The organism is Sanguibacter sp. 25GB23B1 (genome assembly GCF_040012415.1).
Classification (GTDB): Bacteria; Actinomycetota; Actinomycetes; order Actinomycetales; family Cellulomonadaceae; genus Sanguibacter.
This window is the reverse complement of sequence record NZ_JBDYKL010000001.1, coordinates 52,621-72,215: the sequence shown is the minus strand read 5'-3', so window position 1 is coordinate 72,215 and position 19,595 is coordinate 52,621. Positions and strand designations below refer to the sequence as shown.

Genomic DNA, 19,595 nt, shown 5'->3' with positions numbered 1-19,595 from the left:
CCCGGCGGGCTGCGCGACCCTCCCCGAACTGTTTCACAGCACGACGCGGCGTGGTGCGTCGCGACGGGTGAACGGGGACATGTCCCCACCGTGAAGGCGGCCAAACGGGACATCTGATCCGTAGAAATCCGGAGTTGAGTGGACTAGACTCAACTTTGGACAGACCGTCGGGGCTTGCGTGCTGGAGCCCCGACGCGACATCACCCGCACGCCATCTGGAGGTTCCATGGACGGAAATCTGACGACCCTCTCCCAAGCGGCCCTCGGCGACGCGATCCAGTCAGCCACCGCCGCCGGGAACCCGCAGGTCGAGCCCCTGCACCTGCTCGCCGCCCTCGTCTCCCAGGCCGAGGGCACCACCCCCGGCCTGCTCGCGGAGGTCGGGGCGGACGCCCAGGCCGTCGGCGCCGACGTCCGCCGCGCCCTCGTCGCGCTGCCGACCGTCAGCGGCACCGCCGTGACCAAGCCGACCGTCTCGACCTCGCTGTCCTCAGTCCTCCAGCGCGCCCGCACCGAGGCCGCCACGCTCGACGACGAGTACCTCTCGACCGAGCACCTCCTCCTCGGTGTCGCCGCAGCCCCGTCCCCCGCGGCGGACATCCTCCGTCGCGCAGGCGTGACGCGTGACGCGCTCGCCGCCGCGATCCCCGCAGTCCGCGGAGACAAGCGGGTCACCTCGCCGAACCCCGAAGGGACGTACAAGGCGCTCACCCAGTACGGCGTCGACCTCACCGAGGCGGCGCGCGACGGCAAGCTCGACCCGGTCATCGGCCGCGACGCCGAGATCCGCCGCGTCGTGCAGGTCCTCTCCCGCCGCACCAAGAACAACCCCGTCCTCATCGGAGAGCCCGGCGTCGGCAAGACCGCCGTGGTCGAGGGGCTCGCCCAGCGCATCGTCGACGGCGACGTCCCCGACTCTCTCAAGGGCAAGCGCCTCATCTCCCTCGACCTCGCAGCCATGGTCGCCGGCGCGAAGTACCGCGGCGACTTCGAGGAGCGCCTCAAGGCCGTCCTCGAGGAGATCAAGGGGTCCGACGGCGAGGTCGTCACCTTCATCGACGAGCTGCACACCGTCGTCGGCGCAGGTGGCGGCGGCGACGGCTCGATGGACGCCGGGAACATGCTCAAGCCCATGCTCGCGCGCGGCGAGCTCCGCCTCGTCGGCGCGACGACGCTCGACGAGTACCGAGAGCGGATCGAGAAGGACCCCGCACTCGAGCGCCGGTTCCAGCAGGTCTACGTCGGCGAGCCGTCCGTCGAGGACACCGTCGCCATCCTGCGCGGGCTGAAGTCCCGCTACGAGGCCCACCACCGCGTGACCATCTCCGACGCGGCCCTCGTGGCCGCCGCGACGCTCTCCGACCGGTACATCTCCGGTCGTCAGCTCCCGGACAAGGCCATCGACCTCGTCGACGAGGCCGCGTCGCGCCTGCGCATGGAGATGGACTCCTCGCCGGTCGAGATCGACACGCTCCGGCGCGCGGTCACGCGCCTCGAGATGGAGGAGCTCGCGCTCGACAAGTCGGACGACGAGGCCTCGAAGCAGCGCCTCGTCGAGCTCCGGGCCATCCTCGCCGACCGCCGCGAGGAGCTCGCCGCCCTCAACGCGCGGTGGGAGTCCGAGAAGGGCGGCTTCAACCGCGTCGGTGAGCTGCGCAAGCGCAAGGACGAGCTCCAGTCCCAGCAGGAGCGCGCCGAGCGCGAGGGAGACCTCGAGACCGCGTCGCGCATCCGGTACGGAGAGCTCCCCGCCCTCGAGCGCGAGCTCGCCGACGCCGAGCGCGCAGAGCGCGACGAGGACGCCGAGTCCTCCGCCGAGGGCCGCCCGCCACGCCTCGTCGGGGACAAGGTCGACGCCGACGAGATCGCCGAGGTCGTCTCCGCGTGGACCGGCATCCCCGCCGGCCGACTCCTCCAGGGCGAGAGCCAGAAGCTCCTCTCCATGGAGGACGTCGTCGGTCAGCGGCTCATCGGCCAGAAGACCGCCGTCGCGGCCGTGTCCGACGCCGTCCGTCGCGCCCGCGCCGGGGTGTCCGACCCCAACCGCCCCACCGGATCGTTCCTCTTCCTCGGCCCCACCGGCGTCGGCAAGACCGAGCTCGCGAAGGCGCTCGCGGACTTCCTCTTCGACGACGAGCGGGCCATGGTGCGCATCGACATGTCGGAGTACTCGGAGAAGCACAGCGTCTCGCGCCTCGTCGGAGCCCCTCCGGGCTATGTCGGCTACGAGGAGGGCGGCCAGCTCACGGAGGCGGTCCGTCGGCGTCCGTACTCGGTGCTGCTGCTCGACGAGGTGGAGAAGGCACACCCGGAGGTCTTCGACATCCTCCTCCAGGTGCTCGACGACGGCCGCCTCACCGACGGCCAGGGGCGCACGGTCGACTTCCGCAACGTCATCCTCGTCCTCACGTCGAACCTCGGCTCGCAGTTCCTCGTCGACCCGCTGCTCGACGACGGGGCGAAGCGTGCCGCAGTCATGTCGACCGTCCGCGAAGCGTTCAAGCCCGAGTTCCTCAACAGGCTCGACGAGGTCGTGCTCTTCGACCCCCTGGGCCTCGACGAGCTCGGACGGATCGTCGACATCCAGGTCAAGGAGCTCGCGGCACGGCTCACGGACCGTCGGATCTCCCTCGAGGTGACGCTCCCGGCGCGCGAGTGGCTCGCGATCGAGGGCTTCGACCCCGCCTACGGTGCCCGGCCCCTGCGCCGGCTCGTCCAGCGTGAGATCGGGGACCGCCTCGCGCGGTCCATCCTCTCCGGCGAGGTGGTCGACGGCGCGACCGTGCTCGTGGACCGCCCCGACCTCGGCGCGGAGTCCGAGGACGGGACGGCCCGGCTGACGCTCACCGTGCGCTGAGCCGCGCAGCGCCGACCTGCAGCCTCGGCGGGCGGCCGGGAGGGAGTCGTCAGACCGGCGACCACCCGCTCCAGGTGCCCGCCGAGCTGCGGGTGCGGTAGTACGCCCCGGACCAGATGCCGTAGTTGTCCACGGCGACCGAGAGCGTCGGACCGGCATAGCCGAGCGTGCTGCGGATGCCCGTGCCCTGGACGTACTTGTCGATCCGCGCCTGGACGGCGAGGCAACCGGTGCCGGCCTGGACCTTCGTCCAGGTCGACGACCGGGACGCCGCCACCGTGCAGGCCGCTGCGCTCGCGCTCGACGCCACCACTGTCGAGAACCCCACGAGGACGACCGTGAGTGCTGCGATCAGGCTCCTTCTCTGCATCTCTTCCCCCTGCTCGTCGGACGAGGCACGTCGTCGGGCCTCAGGACGACCGTAGGGTCGCGGACCTGCACCCGATCCGTGGACACGCCGCAGAGTGAGAGCTTTGTCACGATTGGGCAGGTCGTGCGTGTGGGGTAGCCTGGCCCGACAACCACATACCCACGGGAGCTCGCAGCAGCGAGCTGAGAGGGCGGCTCACGCGCCGCCGACCGTTCGAACCTGTCCGGATCATGCCGGCGTAGGGAGAATCGATGAGCATCGTCGACGACGCACGCGCGTCCTCAGCACCCAGCACCACCAGCAGCACGGCCACCACCAGCAGCACCGTCACGTCGGCGAGCACCGTGACGATGGGCCCCATCGCCGGGTCCACGAAGCACTACGCGCCGGTCCCTGACGCACCCGGTCTCGCGTTCCCGGTCCGCCGTGTGAACCTCAGCAACGGCGAGCACCTCGATCTCTACGACACGTCCGGCCCGTACACGGACGACTCGGCCGACGCGGCGCCGATCGACCTCCTCGCGGGCCTGCCGCGAGCACGGGAGACGTGGTCGCGGCCGGAGCCCGTGGAGGGCGCCGGCACCCAGCTGGCCTGGGCGAAGGCCGGGATCGTCACCCACGAGATGCGGTACGTCGCCGCCCGCGAGGGTGTGGACGTCGAGCTCGTCCGCTCGGAGGTGGCGCGCGGTCGCGCCGTCATCCCCGCGAACCGGAACCACCCCGAGGTGGAGCCGATGATCATCGGCAAGGCCTTCGCCGTGAAGATCAACGCGAACATCGGCAACTCCGCGGTGACGTCGAGCATCGAGGAAGAGGTCGAGAAGATGGTGTGGGCCGCGCGCTGGGGCGCCGACACCCTCATGGACCTCTCCACCGGCAAGGACATCCACGAGACGCGCGAGTGGATCCTGCGGAACTCCCCGATCCCGGTGGGCACGGTGCCGATCTACCAGGCGCTCGAGAAGGTCAAGGGCGACCCGGCCGCGCTGACCTGGGAGATCTACCGCGACACGGTGATCGAGCAGTGCGAGCAGGGTGTCGACTACATGACCGTCCACGCCGGCGTCCTGCTGCGCTACATCCCGCTCACGGCACGTCGTGTCACGGGGATCGTCTCGCGCGGCGGGTCGATCATGGCGGCGTGGTGCCTCGCGCACCACCGCGAGTCGTTCCTCTACACGCACTTCCATGAGCTGTGCGAGATCCTGCGCCGCTACGACGTGACGTTCTCCCTCGGCGACGGGCTCCGCCCCGGCTCCATCGCGGACGCGAACGACGCCGCGCAGTTCGCGGAGCTCCGGACGCTCGGAGAGCTGACGAGGATCGCCAAGGCCCACGGCGTCCAGGTGATGATCGAAGGTCCGGGGCACGTGCCCATGCACAAGATCGTCGAGAACGTCCGGCTCGAGGAGGAGCTCTGCGAGGAGGCGCCGTTCTACACGCTCGGCCCGCTCGCCACCGACATCGCTCCCGCCTACGACCACATCACCTCGGCCATCGGGGCGGCGATGATCGCTCAGGCGGGCACCGCGATGCTCTGCTATGTCACGCCCAAGGAGCACCTGGGCCTGCCGAACCGGGACGACGTGAAGACCGGGGTCATCACGTACAAGATCGCCGCGCACGCCGCCGACCTCGCCAAGGAGCACCCCCGCGCGCAGGAGCGTGACGACGCGCTGTCGCGGGCGCGCTTCGAGTTCCGGTGGCACGACCAGTTTGCCTTGTCCCTCGACCCGGACACCGCTCGCGAGTTCCACGACGAGACGCTCCCGGCCGAGCCCGCCAAGACGGCGCACTTCTGCTCGATGTGCGGGCCCAAGTTCTGCTCCATGCGGATCTCGGCAGACGTCCGCGCGTACGCCGAGGCGAACGGCCTGACGTCGGTCGAGGCCATCGAGGCAGGCATGGCGGAGAAGTCCCAGGAGTTCGAGGACAACGGCTCCCGCGTCTACCTGCCCGTCGCGCCGGTCTGAGCGAGCAGCCCCTGGGCCGTGCTCGGCGCGTCCGGGTCGCGGTCGACCGCCGGACCGCGACCCGGCCCGGGGTCGAGGTGGAAGGTCGTGGCGAAGCGCTCCAGCAGAGCGGCGTCGCCGGACACCACCTCGACCGTCCCGTCGCGCAGCGCGGTGCCGGGGCTCGTCTCGCCCGAGATGATGGTGCGGAGGCCCGGCCCTGTCGTCAGGGCCAGGTCGGTGCGGCGGTCGTCGTCCGCGGACGGGCGTCCCTGCGTGACGGTGAGCGCTGCGCCGCTGACGTCCAGGACGAGGTCGATCTCGCCGATCCGCACCGCGTAGCGGGTCGTCGGGTGCTGGGCGGCGACCTCGGGGCGGAAAGCCGTCCGGAAGGCGGTCGTCATCGAGTCAGGCGTCACGACGTCGCCCTCGGCCGGGTCGCCCATCGACTGGAAGCCCCACCTGCCGAGCGCGAGGACCACGTCCTCGAGGCCGCGCCCGAGCGCGGTGAGCTCGTAGACGATCCCGCACCGGGCGAGCGGGACGCGCCGGATGACGCCCGCCTCCTGCAGCTCCTTGAGGCGCGTGCTGAGGATGTTGGACGGCACGCGCGGGAGGCCGGTCTTGAGATCGGTGTACCGCCGGGCGCCGACGAGCAGGTCGCGGACGATGAGCAGCGCCCACCGCTCGCCGACCAGCTCGAGGGCGGTGACCATCCCGCAGTGCTGCCCGTAGTTCCGTGCGGCCATGGGGGCTCAGGCGCTCGCTTCCTGCTGGGCCAAGAACGCCTCGGGGCCGTTCTGCGCGGCGACGGGGTCCATGTAGAGAGCGCTGAAGTGGTTCCCGTCCGGGTCCTCGAAGTCGCGGGCGTACATGAACCCGTAGTCCTGCGCGGGGCGCGGCTCGGCGCCCCCGGCGGCGAGCACCCGCTCGAGGAGCGCGTCGACCTCTTCGCGGGAGTCACGGCTCAGAGCGGTCTCGACCTGGGCAGAGGTGTGAGGGTCCGCGATCGGCTTGTCGGTGAACGTGGCGAAGAACTCCCGGGTGAGGACCATGAGGAAGATGTTGTCGTCGATGACGATGCAGGCGGCGTTCTCGTCCGTGAAGTTCGGTTCGATGCGCCAGCCCAGCCCTGTGTAGAACGCCTTCGCTCGATCGAGGTCGCTCGTGGGCAGGTTGACGAAGATGTTCGTGGTCATGATCGGTCCTCTCGGGTGGTGTGGTGCCGCGGCGGTGCGACACCACACCCATGGTTGCAAAAAGCAACAACGGTGGCAAGAGGTCTCGTATGTCCAGTTCTCCCGGTGGTCGACCCGCTCAGTCGAGGAGGCTCGAGTCCAGCCCGTCCGGCACGGCCGCGATGCACAGGCCCTGACGGTCACCCTGCTCCCACGACTCCTCCGTCGGAGTCCACACGCTGAGCTCGACGAGGCTGAGGTCGACGTCCTCGGCCACGATGGCGTCCACCGTGCACTTCTCCACCGAGTCGGCCTTGACGTCCGCCGCGCCCGGGAAGTCGCTGCTCGACGAGAACTTCTTCGCGGCGATGACCTGCGCCTCGTGGTCCTCGTCGCACGGCACGACGACGACCGTGTCCACGTCACCGTCTCCCGGCAGCTCCTCGAGACAGTTGCCCACGACGACCTGCTGGGCGTAGGCCTCGACGCTCTCCTCGACGTCCGCCTCGAGCGGCTCAGCCCCGTCTCCGGCGAAGAACGCGAAGTAGGCGCCCACGGCGACCAGAGCGAGGACGACGACCCCGAGGACGCTGAACAGGACCGCGCGCGACCCCGCCTTGACCGGCGGCGGGGCGCCCCACGACGGCATCGGCCCGGCCTGACCAGGCCCCTGCGCGTAGCCGGCACCCGGTGCGTAGCCCTGACCGGGCGCATGACCGGGACCCGGTGCGTAGCCCGGCCCCGCTGCGTACCCCTGGCCCTGCGGATACCCCTGTCCTGGTGCGGGTCCGGTGGGGACCGGGCCGGTCGTCGGAGCGCCGTAGCTGCTCAACGGGATGGACGGCGGGGGGCCGGCGTGACCGTCCCACGCCGGTGCGTGGAACGTCGACGTGTCGTACCCGGGCTGCGCCGGTGCGCCCGGCGGCTGCTCGGACGCCCCGGGCTGCTGTGCGTCGGGCGCGGGGGGCACCGGCGGGCCGGGTGGCGTGGGTGGAGCGAGGGGGACGTGCGGGGCAGGCGCCGCGGGAGGGGTGTCGGGTGCCGGTGGCACGGCCGGAGCCGGCGGGTCGGCAGGTGCGGGCTGCTCGTCGGGCGTCCCGGGATCGGGCTGCTCGTCGGACGGTCCGGGCGGGGGAGGGGGGACTGAGCTCACGTTTCGCTTTCCGCCTTCGATCGGTGTCCGTCGGTGCGCGGACCGGCCAGGTCGAGCCCAAGACTAGTACGGGGCCCGGGTCAGTCGGCCAGCGCGACGTCGTCGTCGGCGATCCGTCCGGTGACAGGTCCGTGCCGGGAGGTCACGAAGCACCAGACCTCACGGTGGTCGTCGTTCCACATGCCCTCCGGCGGGGCGAGCGCGAACGGCCTGAAGAGACCGGCGGACGTCGGCGGGAGGGCTGCGAGGGTGGCCTCGCACCGGGCGTTCCCCTCGCGCTGCATCGAGCTCTGCCCGGGGTAGCCGCCGTCGGGGCCCAGCTGGACCGGGAGCATCGCGAGGAGCTCGGCGTCGTGCGGGACGTCGCACGGCATGATCGTCACGCGGGCCGCCCCGAACGTCGGGAGCTCGAGGCAGTGGCCGGGGTTGACGTCGACGAAGAGGATCTCGACGGGCTCGGTGACGTCGGCGGGGTCGGCGTTGTCCTCGCCCCGGTCGCTCAGCTGCACGGCCCAGACGACGTACCACGTGCCGGCCACCCAGGCGGCGGTGACGAGGAGGCCGAGGACGATCCCTGTGATCGCCAGGGCTGTCCCGCGCTGGGGAGCGCCGGTCCGCCGTGCGCGTCGGACCTGGCGGAGCGCGACCGTCCCGAGGACGACGCCGAGGATCCCGCCGACGACGGGCGTCGCGACCGGTACGGCAGCAGCGGCCACGGCCAGCCCGTTGCGGGTACCGGGACGTGCGCCGGCCGAGGCGGGCGCAGCTGTGCCCAGGGCGGGGTCGGTGCCGGGCGTCCTGGGTGCAGCGGCCCCGGCCTGCGGGGACACGGGGTCTGGCGGGTACGCCGGGGCGCTGTACGGCGGCCCCGAGGAGCCGATGGGCGTCATGGGCACACCCTACCGAGGGTCCTCCCTGTGCCCCGGTCGAGCGATAGAGTCGACCGGGCGACGAGCGCCCGGCAGACCGGGAGGACACGATGACCAGCGAACCCGCACCCGTGGCGCGATCGCCACGGTCCGGGGGCTACGCGAAGGGGCGCGCCACGCGGCTCGAGATCCTCGAGACGGCGACGACGCTCTTCGGTGAGCTCGGCTACCGCTCCGCGTCGTTGCGCGAGATCTCGGCCCGCGTCGGCATCTCCCACCCAGGGCTGCTCCATCACTTCCCGACGAAGGAGTCCCTCCTCGCCGCTGTCCTCGCGCACCGCGACGAGGTCGACGAGGCAGCGATCGACGCCGACCTCGCGACAGGCATGGACTTCTTCGAGGCGCTCGCACGGGTGGTGGAGCGCAACGCCGCCCGGCCCGGGATCGTCGAGCTGTTCTCCGCGCTCTCGGCCGAGGCGACGTCCCCGGACCACCCGGCCCACGAGTACTTCCGGAGGCGCTACGCGGACCTCCTGGGCCGGCTCACGCGCGAGCTCGAGCAGCGCGCCGCTGCCGGGGCGCTGCCCCCCGGGACGGCACCGGTGGACGGTGCGCGGACGGTCGTCGCGCTCATGGACGGTCTGCAGGTGCAGTGGCTCTTCGAGAGCGGTGACGAGGGTGCGCAGGTCGACATGGCTGCTGTCCTGCGCGCCCACGTGGCGACCCTCCTGGGCTGACCAGGCGACCGAGCGCTCTGGCGGAAGCACTGATGGGGCCCGTCAGTCGCGCACTGCTGCCGCCTCGTCGACGAGGCGGTCGAGGGCGTCGCGGCCGAAGAGCATCCCCTCGAAGCCGGCGATGACCCGCGCGGGCATGTCGACGATCATCCTCGTCATCGTCTCGTCGAGCGCGAGGGTGCCGTCCGCGTCGGCGCCGATCGTCTCGGGCCGGGCCAGCTCGGCTCCCATGAGCGGGCCGCCGACCGGGTGAGCCATCCACTCGCCGAACGTCGAGGAGTGCGTGAGGGTCCCGGCGAGGCTCTCACCGACGACGTCGACGGTCACGGAGCCGCGGAGGTCGCGGGAGGAGGCACCGACGGAGACGACGAAGTCGCCGCCCTCGAGCACCCAGCGGCCGAGACCCGTGTGCCAGTAGGAGAGGTCGCGCGCGACGAGGTCGAAGCACAGTTCCTGGGACTCGCCCGGCTGGAGGGTGACCTTCCTGAACGCCTTGAGCTCGCGCACCGGTCGCTGGACCTGGGCCGCCGGGTCACCGACGTAGACCTGGACGACCTCCGCCCCTGCGACGGTTCCCGTGTTCGTCACGGTCACGGTGACCTCCACCGTCGTGTCCGCACCGGTGCCGGAGACGGTCGCGGTGGGCGTGGAGTGGTCGAACGTCGTATAGGACAGCCCGTGGCCGAACGGGTAGGACACCGCGACGTCCTTGGTGTCGTAGTAGCGGTAGCCGACGAGGGTGCCCTCGCCGTAGCGCACGGTACCGAGCTCGCCCGGGAACGACCCGAAGGACGGGGTGTCCTCGAGGCGCAGCGGCAGGGTCTCGGTGAGCCGGCCCGACGGCGTGCGGGCGCCGAAGAGCAGGTCGGCCACGGCGCCGCCGCCGGCCTGGCCGCCGAGCCACGCCTCGAGGATCGCGGGGGCGTCCTGCTCCCACCCGGCGACGGTGACGGCGGACCCGTTGGCGAGGACGACGACGACGCGAGGGTTGACGGCGGCCACCGCACGGAGGACGGCGAGCTGGTTGGCGGGGAGGTCGAGGTGCTGGCGGTCGTAGCCCTCGGACTCGTCGGAGGCAGGCAGCCCGAGGAAGAGGACCACGGTGTGTGCCGTCCGTGCGGTCTCGACGGCGTCGTCGAGGAGCGCACGGTCGCGGGCCTCGTCGGCGGCGGTCTCGTCGATCGTGAACGCGGGCGCGAAGGCGATGTCCGCGCCGGTGAGCTCGTGGACGGCGTCGAGGGCCTCGTCGATGCGGGTGGGGTTGACCTGCGAGGAGCCGGCTCCCTGGTAGCGCGGCGTGCGGGCGAACTCGCCGAGGACGGCGACGCCGCCGGCGTCGGCAGCACGCAGGGGGAGGAGGGGCGCGTCGGGCTGACCTGCGACGAGGGAGGGCACGGCGTCGTTCTTGAGGAGCACCGCACCGTCGGCGGCGGCCTCGCGGGCGAGGGCGTGGTGCGCGGCCACGTCGTACGCGTCGGTGCTCTGCACGGCGGGGAGGGCGCGCCGGACGAGCGTGAGGAGTCGTCGGACGGCCGTGTCGAGCACGGCCTCGTCGAGCTCGCCGGCGCGCACCGCGGCGACGACCTCCGCGTCGGTGAGGTTGCCGGAGCTCGGCATCTCGAGGTCGAGCCCCGCGGCGAGGGCGGGGACGCGGTCGCTCACCGCACCCCAGTCGGACATGACGACGCCGTCGAAGCCCCACTCGTCACGGAGGACCTCGGTGAGCAGCCATCGGTTCTGCGACGCGTAGGTGCCGTTGATCTTGTTGTAGGAGCACATGACGGTCCACGGCGCGGCCTGCGTGACGACGCGCTCGAAGCCGCTGAGGTAGATCTCGCGCAGGGTGCGCTCGTCGACGTCGGCGGAGACGCGCATGCGGTCCGTCTCCTGGTTGTTCACGGCGAAGTGCTTGAGCGAGGTGCCGACGCCCTGGCTCTGGATGCCCTGGACGAGCGCCGCCGCCAGGTTGCCGGAGACGACCGGGTCCTCGGAGAAGTACTCGAAGTTGCGCCCGCACAGGGGTGACCGCTTGATGTTGATGCCGGGGCCGAGGAGCACCGCGACGTCGTTCGCGCGCGTCTCGCGACCGAGGGCCTCGCCGACGCGGCGCAGGAGGGTCGTGTCCCACGTCGAGGCGAGTGCCGTGGCGGTGGGGAAGCACGTGGCGGGGACGCTGCCCCCGATCCCGAGGTTGTCCGCCGACTCCGGCTGCTTGCGCAGGCCGTGGGGTCCGTCGGCCACCATGATCGACGGGACGCCGGCCCGCTCGACGGGCTGCGTCGTCCAGAAGTCACGACCCGACGTCATCGACGCCTTCTCCTCGAGGGTGAGCGTGGCGACGATCTGCTCGATGTCGAGGCTCGCCTCGGCGTGCTGAGTGGTTCCGGCGTGCTCGGGGACGGTCATGCGGCACTTCCTCGGGTCGGCGGTCTCGCTGCTCGGCGCGGTCTCCGCCGATCGTAGCGTGGACACCTACCACGCGGTAGGTCTTCGGCGGGGCGTTCGACCGGTCGCGCCGGGCGTCCTCCGCGCCGTGCCCTTCCCTCAGCCGGTGATGTCGACGATGACGGGGACATGGTCGGACGCGCCCTTGCCCTTGCGCTCGTCCCGGTCGATCTCGACACCCGTCACGAGCGGGGCGAGAGCCGGGGAGAAATACGCGAAGTCGATCCGCATGCCCTGGTTCTTGGGGAAGCGCAGCTGCTGGTAGTCCCAATACGTGTACTTGCGGTCCTCGGGCACGTGGACGCGCGTCACCTCCGTGAAGCCCGCCTCCTCGAACGCCGCGAACGCGTCCCGCTCGGGCCGGCTCACGTGGGTGGACCCCTCGAACACGGCCAGGTCCCACACGTCCGTGTCCTGCGGAGCCACGTTCCAGTCGCCGACGAGCGCGACCTTCGCCGCCGGGTCCGCCTCCACCCAGCCCTGGGCCTTCTCCTGGAGCGTCGACAGCCAGTCGAGCTTGTACGCGTAGTGCGGGTTGTCGAGCGCGCGCCCGTGCGGCACGTAGAGGCTCCACACGCGCACGCCGCCGCACGTCGCCCCGATCGCCCGCGCCTCGAGCGCCGGCTCCTCGCCGAAGAAGGGCTGGTCCGGGAAGCCGAGCTCGACGTCCTCGAGCCCCACCCGGCTCACGATCGCCACGCCGTTCCACTGGCTCAGGCCGAAGTGAGCGACCTCGTAGCCCGCCGCCTCGAACACGTCGAAGGGGAACTGCTCGTCCTTGCACTTGGTCTCCTGCAGCGCGAGCACGTCCGTGCCGCTCCGCTCGAGGAAGGCCACCGCCCGCTCGGCACGGGCGCGGATCGAGTTGATGTTCCAGGTGGTGAGGCGCATGGCATCCAGGCTAGCGGCAGGGGCTGCCGTCGCGACCGGCGACCGTGCTGGGCGGTCCGGCGCGAGCCGACCAAAGGTATGTCGACATTCAACCGAGCATTCACCGAACACGAGTCTGTGGGATTTCAGATACCCCGGTTCAATTGATTATAGGTGGCTCGTGCGAGTTCGACACCTGGGCGGTACGGGGACCTCTTCCGTTGTACATCCGGCGCAATCACACGTAGCGTCTGTGACTGCGGTCACAAGGGGGCGAGGACTAGCCTGCTCGTCGAAGATGCTGATCGAAAGTGCCGAGAGAACGGTGTCGACAAAAGGCGCCGACCAACAATTCAGTGTGCTGACGAGAGGAATTGCGATGAACAGCAACCGGACATCCGACCCCAGCGTCTCCGTCCTCGACGAGATCGTCGACCAGAACCTCGAGGACCGGAGCGGCGGAGGCCAGGGCTGGGGCACCACCATCACCAGCCTCAGCTGCTACGGGGTCAGCTGGGTCCTGGGCAACAACGGCAACTTCTGCACTGCGACGACGGAGTGCCAGTCCAACTGCTAGCTGCCGCTGCACCGCATGACCGGTCCCCGGGCCGCCGGGGACCGGTCATGTCCGGCAGGAGAGAACACGCTCGAGGGGGCACGATGCGCACGATCGACGACGTCGCACGATGGCGGGACCTCTTTCCGGAGATCACCGAGGACGACGAGTACGAGCGGCTCGTCAGGGAAGCCTGCGACCTCTGGCTCGACCAGGACCGCACGCACGACCACGACGCCCACGACGCCGAGACGGGCACCGCGCGCACCGACAGGCCCGTGCGCGACAACCCCGAGCGCGACAACCCCGAGCGCGACCTCGCTGACGAGGCCGTGCCGGACGTCGACCACGTCCACCTCGGCGCGTACTTCCTCCACGAGGTCGCCCCGATCGTCGAGCGCTTCCGGGCCGAGATCGCCCGGGTCGCCGTCCTGAGCAGCTCCCACGACGTCGTCGCCGTCGCCGTGGTCGCGGTCGCGCAGATGTGCGCCGCGCTCGGGGTGCGCACGGTCGTCGCGGAGCTGCACCGCCAGCGGGACGCGGGCCTCCTCGAGGGCGAGACCTCGGAGGACCGGTACGCCGACTTCGTCCGACGGATCAGCTCGCCGGACGGGCGCGCGGACCTGCGCCAGAGGTACCCGGTGCTGGCCCGGACCCTGCAGGAGCGCACGCAGCGGCACCTCGAGTTCGTCGTCGAGGTCCTGCGTCACACCGAGGGCCACCTCGCCGAGCTCGCCGCGACCTTCCCGGACGTGGTGGGAGAGGGGCTCGTCGCGAGCGTCTCCACGAACAACGGAGACACCCACCGGGACGGCCGCTCCGTCGCGATCCTCACGTTCGAGTCCGGTGCGCGGCTCGTCTACAAGCCGCGGTCGATGACGATCGAGGGCGCGTTCAACACGCTCGTGCGCGCACTCCGTGACCGCGCGGGCATCGACCTGAGGACCATCAGGACGCTGTCTGCGACGGAGTTCGGGTGGGCGGAGTTCGTCGAGCACTCGGAGCACGTCCCGGACCGGCGCCGGTACTACGAGGAGGTCGGTTCCCTCACCGGGATCCTCTACCTCCTCAACGGGTGGGACATCCACCACGAGAACCTGCTCACGGTGGAGGGGCGTCCGGTCGTCGTCGACCTCGAGACGCTCCTGCGCCCGCAGTTCCGTGCCACGCCGGGCTACGCCGACGGGTCTGCCGCGCAGATCGCGGTCACGCAGCTCGAGACGTCCGTGTGCACCATCGGCATCCTTCCCATGGTCATCAAGCGGGCCCACGAGGACGTGGGGATCGACGTCGGTGGAGTCGGCTTCCGACGCGGCCAGGCCTCCCCGTTCAAGGGCTTCGCACTCGTCGACGTCGGTCGCGACGACATGCGGATCAGCTTCGACACGCAGGTCGCGGGCACCGGCAACGAGAACGCGCAGGACGACGAGGCCGAGACGGCGATCGCCGACCGGACGTCGATCCAGGTGGGCTTCCGCCGGTTGTTCGACTGGGTGCTCGGGCACAAGGACGAGCTCGGCGAGCTGCTCGGTGCGACGTTCGCGCACGTCAGGGCGCGCTACGTCCACAACCCCACGATGTTCTACTCCCAGCTCCTACGGATGGGCACCCACCCCGACTTCATGGTGCGCGACGAGGATCTCTGGGTCCTCATGCACCGCGTGGGCCTGCGCCGACAGGACCTCGGCGAGGGGATCGCCCGGTCCGAGGTCGTGGACCTGTGCAACGGCGACGTCCCCTACTTCCAGTACGACGCCGACGGTCGGCGGCTCCTCGACTCGCGCGACGCCCCGACCGGACCCGCCTTCCGGCGGAGCCCGCTCGGGTCGGTGCTCGCCAAGCTCGACGCGCTCACGGAGCAGGACGTCGCCGAGCAGCTGCGGCTCGTCGCGATGACCTTCGTCCACCGGCTCCCGCGGTCCGGCGACCCGACCGGGTTCTCCTTCCCGGCGGCCGGTGCACCGCCGGTCGACGTGCCCCGCGGGCGGATGCTCGCCGAGGCCCGCCGGCTCGGTGACCGCCTCGAGGAGACCATGGTCGAGAGCTCCTCGGGCATCCAGCCCTCGACGTGGCTCGCGCCGCTCGTCACGACGTCCGACCACAGCCAGTGGGTCCCGGGCACGCTCGGCTACGACCTCTACGGGGGTGTCCCGGGGATCGGGCTCTACCTCGCGGCGCTCGCGGCGGAGACCGGCGAGGAGCGCACGTCAGCCGCCGCCCGGAGCGTCCTCGCCCGGCTCTCGGCACAGCTCCGCCCCGGAGTCATGGACAGCTCGATGATCACGCTGGGTGGGATGACGGGCCTCGCGGGGGCGTTCCACGCGACCGCGGTCGGCGGCCGGCTGCTCGGCTCGGCGGACATGGTCGACGCCACGTACGACGCGCTGCCGCTGCTCGTCGACGCGATCGACCGGGACCCGAGCTTCGACTTCATGGCGGGGTCGGCCGGCGCGCTGGCGACGTGCCTGAGCCTCTACCGTTCCGCCACGACACCTGAGCAGCGTGGCACGTCCCTGGACCACGCGGTCCGCGCGTACGAGCGGATCGCCCAGGCGAGCCCGCACGTCCTGGGCGGCGACGGACCTGCAGCCGGGATCTACAGCGGGTTCGGGCACGGGCTGGCGGGCATGGTGCCGTTCGTCGCCGAGCTCGGTGCCGTGACGGGGGACGCGCGGGTGCGCGCCACGGCCGACCGGCTCCTTGAGCGTCTGCTCAGCATGCGTGACCCGCACGACGGCACGTGGCGCAGGAGCACGGTCTCCGACGCGGAGTCCTTCGCGTGGTGCCACGGGTCCACCGGGATCCTCCTCGGGCTGCTCCTCGCCGCGCCCCACCTCGACCACGGCTCGCTCGACGCGGTCGTCCGCGAGCTCGTCGACCTCACCGTCGAGCGCTCGTTCGGCCACAACGTCACGTACTGCCACGGCGACCTGGCCAACCTCGAGGTGCTCGGGCTCGCGGCCGACAGGCTGGGCGACGCCGACCTCGCGGACCGCGTGACCGCTGGTTTCGTCGGGCTGTTCGACACGGTGCTCGAGCGGTACGGCGAGAGCTCGCCGAGCAAGTACGCGGCGAGCACCAGCCTCATGGTGGGGACCTCGGGGATCGGGTACGCGATCCTGCGGCACGTCTCCGCCGTGCGCCCACCCTCCGTCTTGTGGCTGGAATAGAGACCAGCCATCTCCACGAGAACGCGATCGGAAAGGAAAAGAAAAGAGCCGACACCAGGTCCCGGCGTATCTCGCAGCACTCTCGACGGCACTCGACGGTGAAAAGCGAGGACGCACGCGCGACCGAGGCGCCCGAACAACGGCGGCTAGGCCGGAAGACCAGTCAAAGAACGCGCATTCTCACGACCTTTTCGAGGAGAGATCTGCATGAACGACATCACTGGTTTTATCCCTGAGAACGAGCTCGAAGAACTCGTCGCCGGCGAGGAGGACCGCTATGGCGGGACGCTCACGCCGTCGAGCTGGCCGTGCATCATCGGTGCCGTCACGGTGACGGCCAACGCCGGAGGCTGCCCGACGTCCGCGTGCACACGCCGGTGCAACTCCTGACGCCCTGCAGCTCCTGACGCTCTGAACCGGTGTGCGACGGGCTCGGCGGCCCGCGCTCGTCGCACACCGCACGGACCCGGTCCGTGCGTTCCCCAGCACCTGACGTCCCTCGACGAGAGGCCCGAGAATGACGAACATCCTGACCGACCTGGACGAGCCGGCACCCGGCGCGCCCGAGTCGTCCTTCGGCCACCCCGGAGTCTTCGAGGGCTTCTACGAGCCGTTCGTCGTCGACTTCCAGGACCGTCTCGCCCGTCGTCTCGCCGATCGCCCCCGCCAGGTGGTCGACGGCCACGCGTTCGCGCACGCCGCAGCCGAGGACCTCTTCGAGCAGCTCGTCCACCTCGCGTCGCGCACGCTCGTCCACGAGTTCCGTGCGGTCGTGGGCACCGAGTCCCGCTACGACGTCGAGGGTGTGCCTGTCGACCAGATCCCGCTCTACGACCCCGACCTGCCGACCGGGAGGTACAGGGCGTTCCACGAGCAGGTGTCCTCACCAGGCGGCCGCGAGGCCGTGCTCAGCACGTACCCCGTGCTGCGACGCCTTCTCGAGCAGTCGGTCGCCGCACGCCTGCGCCTCCTGGGGGAGATGCTCGACCACGCCGACGAGGACCTCGTCCCGGGTGCGTCGTCCTTCTCGTCGCCCGGCAGGGTGGTCCGGGCGCGCTGCAGCGCCGGCGACTCGCACAACGGCGGACGTCAGGTGCTCGTCGTGACGTTCGAGGACGCGACGCTCGTCTACAAGCCCAAGGGGCTCGGCACCGACCGCCTCCTCGCCGAGATCGCGGCCCTCGTCACAGCGCACGTGCCCGCGCCGCTCGCGCTGCGGCCCAGCCCCACACTCACCCGGGACGACCACGGGTGGCAGGCGTTCGTCGAGCACACCGCGTGCGCCGACGAGGCCGGGCTCGAGGCCTACTACCAGCGGATGGGGCTGTACCTCGCGGTCTTCTTCGTCCTCGGCACCGGTGACCTGCACTTCGAGAACATCATCGCCGACGGCTCCCAGCCGCAGTTCATCGACCTGGAGACGCTGTTCGCCCACCCGCGCCGCGTCGCACCGACCGACGGCGACCTCCGGCAGGCGTTCGTCGACGAGCTGAGCGAGTCGGTGCTCAACACGATGATGCTGCCGCTGCGCTTCCACGGCTCGCCCCAGGACTTCAACATGGCCGGCCTGGGGATGACGGGCAAGCAGGCCTCGGGGTACTGGAAGAGCTACACCATCGGGGCCCGCGGCAGCGACGAGCTCCGCTTCGCCAAGTACGCCACCGAGCTCGAGCACACCCTGAACATGCCGCTCCTCGACGGCCACCACCACCCTGCCGTCGACTTCTCGGACGCGGTCCAGGAGGGCTTCGACCTCGGGACAGCGGTCCTCGCCGCCCACCGCGCCGAGCTCGTCGCGCTCCTGCGTGCCGAGCAGCACGTCGGCATGCGCGTCCGCCAGGTGCTGCGACCCACCGCCACGTACGCGCGCTTCCTCGAGGCGTCCACGCACCCGGTCTACCTCACGGACGAGGCGACCCGCCGGACGCTGCTCGCCAAGCTCCGTGCATGCCCCGCGGTCCGCACCGAGCGGGGCGAGCAGGTCCTCGCGCTCGAGATCGACGCTCTCGCCGACGGCGACATCCCGTACTTCACGACGACCCTCGGATCGCGCGACCTCCTCGGCAACCGGGTGGACGAGGTGGCGGACGTCTACGAGGTCACGCTGCAGCAGCACGTGGAGGAGAGCGTCTCCGCACGGCTCGCCCGCGACCACCTCCTCGACCAGCACTACATCCACACAGCGCTCCTCACGTCGATCGACAACCCCTGGGCGGCCCCCTCGGCGAGGCCGAGCCAGTTCTCCAAGGAGCTCTTCGACCGCACCGACCCCGTCGGCTTCGCGGAGGGGCTCGTCGAACGGCTCGACCGGCTGAGCGTGTGGGACGGCGCGAGGGAGCGCTGCACCTGGATCGGCGCGCTCCTCGACGCCGACGACCGCTCCGTCCTCGGTCCCTCGGACCTCTCGCTCTACGGCGGCGGCGGGACGATGCTCTTCCTCACCGCGATGGTCCGTCGAGACGGTCACCCCCAGGCTCGCCGGCTGCTCGACGCCGGGACGCTCGACGCCGCATGGTGGGCCGGAGGGGACGAGAAGGGCGGGTCCGCCTCGGCGTACAGCGGCTCAGCAGGCTCTGCGCTCGTCGTCAACGAGATCCTCGCCGCGCTGCCCGGCGGACGGTGCACCGCGATCCGGGACACGCTCCTCGACACGCTCCGGGGTGTGCACCTCACCGCGCTCGAGGAGGTCGACCTCGTCGGGGGCGCCGCAGGCATCGCCGTCGTGCTCGCCGGGGCCATGCGAGCGGGCGTGGCCGACTTCTCCGAAGAGCTCGACGGCCTCGGCCGGCGGCTCGCCGGCGCGCTCGCCGACGGGGGGCTCCCGCCCGAGCTCGCCCACGGGAGCGTCGGCGTCGCGTACGGCCTGGCGCAGTGCGGGGCCGTCCTCGAGGACGACGACCTCCGGTCCGCAGCCGAGGCGGCGCTGCTCGAGGTCGCGCGCGGGACGGGCTACGTCGACGCCATGGAGCCGCGCCAGCGCACGACGTGGTGCAGAGGCGTCCCCGGTGTCGCCGCCGGCCTCGCGCTGGGGCTCGACGCCCTCGGGTACCCGGCCGACGCGATCGCCGCCCGCACCACGGCCCACACGGACGTGGTCGTGGACCTCTCCCGGCGGCGACGGTCCGCGCCGGACATCAGCCTGTGCCACGGCGCCGGCGGGGAGGTCGCGAGCCTCGCGGGCATCGGCAGGCTCACGGGGGACGACGCGCTCGTCGAGCAGGCCCGGCACGTCTGGGACGACCTCTGCGAGGCCGCAGCCACCCACGGGTACTCGGGCGGGCTCCGGCGCAGCGCCGGGCAGACCGGCTTCATGGGCGGTCTCGGCGGCCTCGCCTACGCCGGTCTCATGCTCGAGGACCCGAGCCTGAGCATGCCGGGATCCCTCCGGTGGACCCCCGCCGCCGCACCTGCGTCGCCGGACGGGAGGCTGCAGTGAGC

Annotated in this window: 14 protein-coding genes and 1 riboswitch; of the genes, 7 read left to right on the top strand and 7 right to left on the bottom strand. The window is 71.4% G+C overall.

Annotated features, from left to right (window positions below; translation table 11 throughout):
- Positions 1-226 precede the first annotated feature (226 nt).
- Positions 227-2,857, top strand: coding sequence for an ATP-dependent chaperone ClpB (clpB, locus tag ABKW26_RS00350; RefSeq protein WP_348590402.1), 2,631 nt, complete (start codon positions 227-229; stop codon positions 2,855-2,857).
- A 49-nt stretch (positions 2,858-2,906) separates the two neighbouring features.
- On the opposite strand, the gene ABKW26_RS00345 is transcribed toward clpB, so the two are convergent.
- The gene (locus ABKW26_RS00345) at positions 2,907-3,227 is read right to left on the bottom strand and encodes a hypothetical protein (protein ID WP_348590401.1); all 321 of its coding nucleotides are present in this window, start codon (positions 3,225-3,227) and stop codon (positions 2,907-2,909) included.
- 151 nt (positions 3,228-3,378) lie between these two features.
- A riboswitch (TPP riboswitch) is annotated at positions 3,379-3,489 on the top strand.
- Here ABKW26_RS00345 and thiC point away from each other — a divergent pair.
- Positions 3,479-5,200 (top strand): phosphomethylpyrimidine synthase ThiC, encoded by a 1,722-nt coding sequence (gene thiC, locus ABKW26_RS00340; protein WP_348590400.1) that lies wholly within the window; start codon positions 3,479-3,481, stop codon positions 5,198-5,200. Its footprint overlaps the riboswitch before it by 11 nt.
- On the opposite strand, the gene ABKW26_RS00335 is transcribed toward thiC, so the two are convergent.
- The 4 genes from ABKW26_RS00335 to ABKW26_RS00320 form a co-directional block, all read right to left on the bottom strand.
- Positions 5,176-5,928 carry a helix-turn-helix domain-containing protein gene (locus ABKW26_RS00335; protein ID WP_348590399.1) on the bottom strand — a complete coding sequence of 251 codons (753 nt, stop codon included), beginning with the start codon at positions 5,926-5,928 and terminating at the stop codon, positions 5,176-5,178. The genes thiC and ABKW26_RS00335 overlap by 25 nt on opposite strands.
- A 6-nt stretch (positions 5,929-5,934) precedes the next feature.
- Positions 5,935-6,378, bottom strand: a complete 444-nt coding sequence (locus tag ABKW26_RS00330) for a VOC family protein (protein ID WP_348590398.1) — start codon at positions 6,376-6,378, stop codon at positions 5,935-5,937.
- A gap of 118 nt (positions 6,379-6,496) precedes the next feature.
- A complete protein-coding gene (locus tag ABKW26_RS00325; RefSeq protein ID WP_348590397.1) occupies positions 6,497-7,510 on the bottom strand; it encodes a septum formation family protein in 1,014 nt (337 codons plus the stop codon).
- Between the two features lie 80 nt (positions 7,511-7,590).
- Positions 7,591-8,400, bottom strand: coding sequence for a DUF4190 domain-containing protein (locus tag ABKW26_RS00320; RefSeq protein WP_348590396.1), 810 nt, complete (start codon positions 8,398-8,400; stop codon positions 7,591-7,593).
- An 89-nt stretch (positions 8,401-8,489) separates the two neighbouring features.
- On the opposite strand from ABKW26_RS00320, the gene ABKW26_RS00315 reads away from it, so the two are divergent.
- Positions 8,490-9,116, top strand: a complete 627-nt coding sequence (locus ABKW26_RS00315; protein WP_348590395.1) for a TetR/AcrR family transcriptional regulator — start codon at positions 8,490-8,492, stop codon at positions 9,114-9,116.
- Positions 9,117-9,158: 42 nt separating this feature from the next.
- Here the strand turns inward: ABKW26_RS00315 and ABKW26_RS00310 are convergent, their stop codons facing one another.
- Positions 9,159-11,522 (bottom strand): glycoside hydrolase family 3 C-terminal domain-containing protein, encoded by a 2,364-nt coding sequence (locus ABKW26_RS00310; RefSeq protein ID WP_348590394.1) that lies wholly within the window; start codon positions 11,520-11,522, stop codon positions 9,159-9,161.
- Between the two features lie 138 nt (positions 11,523-11,660).
- On the bottom strand, positions 11,661-12,452 hold the full coding sequence (locus ABKW26_RS00305; protein ID WP_348590393.1) for an exodeoxyribonuclease III: 792 nt from the start codon (positions 12,450-12,452) through the stop codon (positions 11,661-11,663).
- A 358-nt stretch (positions 12,453-12,810) separates the two neighbouring features.
- Here ABKW26_RS00305 and ABKW26_RS00300 point away from each other — a divergent pair, with 358 nt between their 5' ends.
- From ABKW26_RS00300 to lanM (ABKW26_RS00285), 4 genes are all read left to right on the top strand, one after another.
- Entirely contained in the window at positions 12,811-13,008 is a 198-nt protein-coding gene (locus ABKW26_RS00300) for a plantaricin C family lantibiotic (RefSeq protein ID WP_348590392.1), read from the top strand.
- A gap of 83 nt (positions 13,009-13,091) precedes the next feature.
- Positions 13,092-16,157, top strand: coding sequence for a type 2 lanthipeptide synthetase LanM (gene lanM, locus ABKW26_RS00295; protein ID WP_348590391.1), 3,066 nt, complete (start codon positions 13,092-13,094; stop codon positions 16,155-16,157).
- Between the two features lie 207 nt (positions 16,158-16,364).
- On the top strand, positions 16,365-16,547 hold the full coding sequence (locus tag ABKW26_RS00290) for a class II lanthipeptide, LchA2/BrtA2 family (protein ID WP_348590390.1): 183 nt from the start codon (positions 16,365-16,367) through the stop codon (positions 16,545-16,547).
- Between the two features lie 127 nt (positions 16,548-16,674).
- Entirely contained in the window at positions 16,675-19,593 is a 2,919-nt protein-coding gene (gene lanM / locus ABKW26_RS00285) for a type 2 lanthipeptide synthetase LanM (RefSeq protein WP_348590389.1), read from the top strand.
- Positions 19,594-19,595 lie beyond the last annotated feature (2 nt).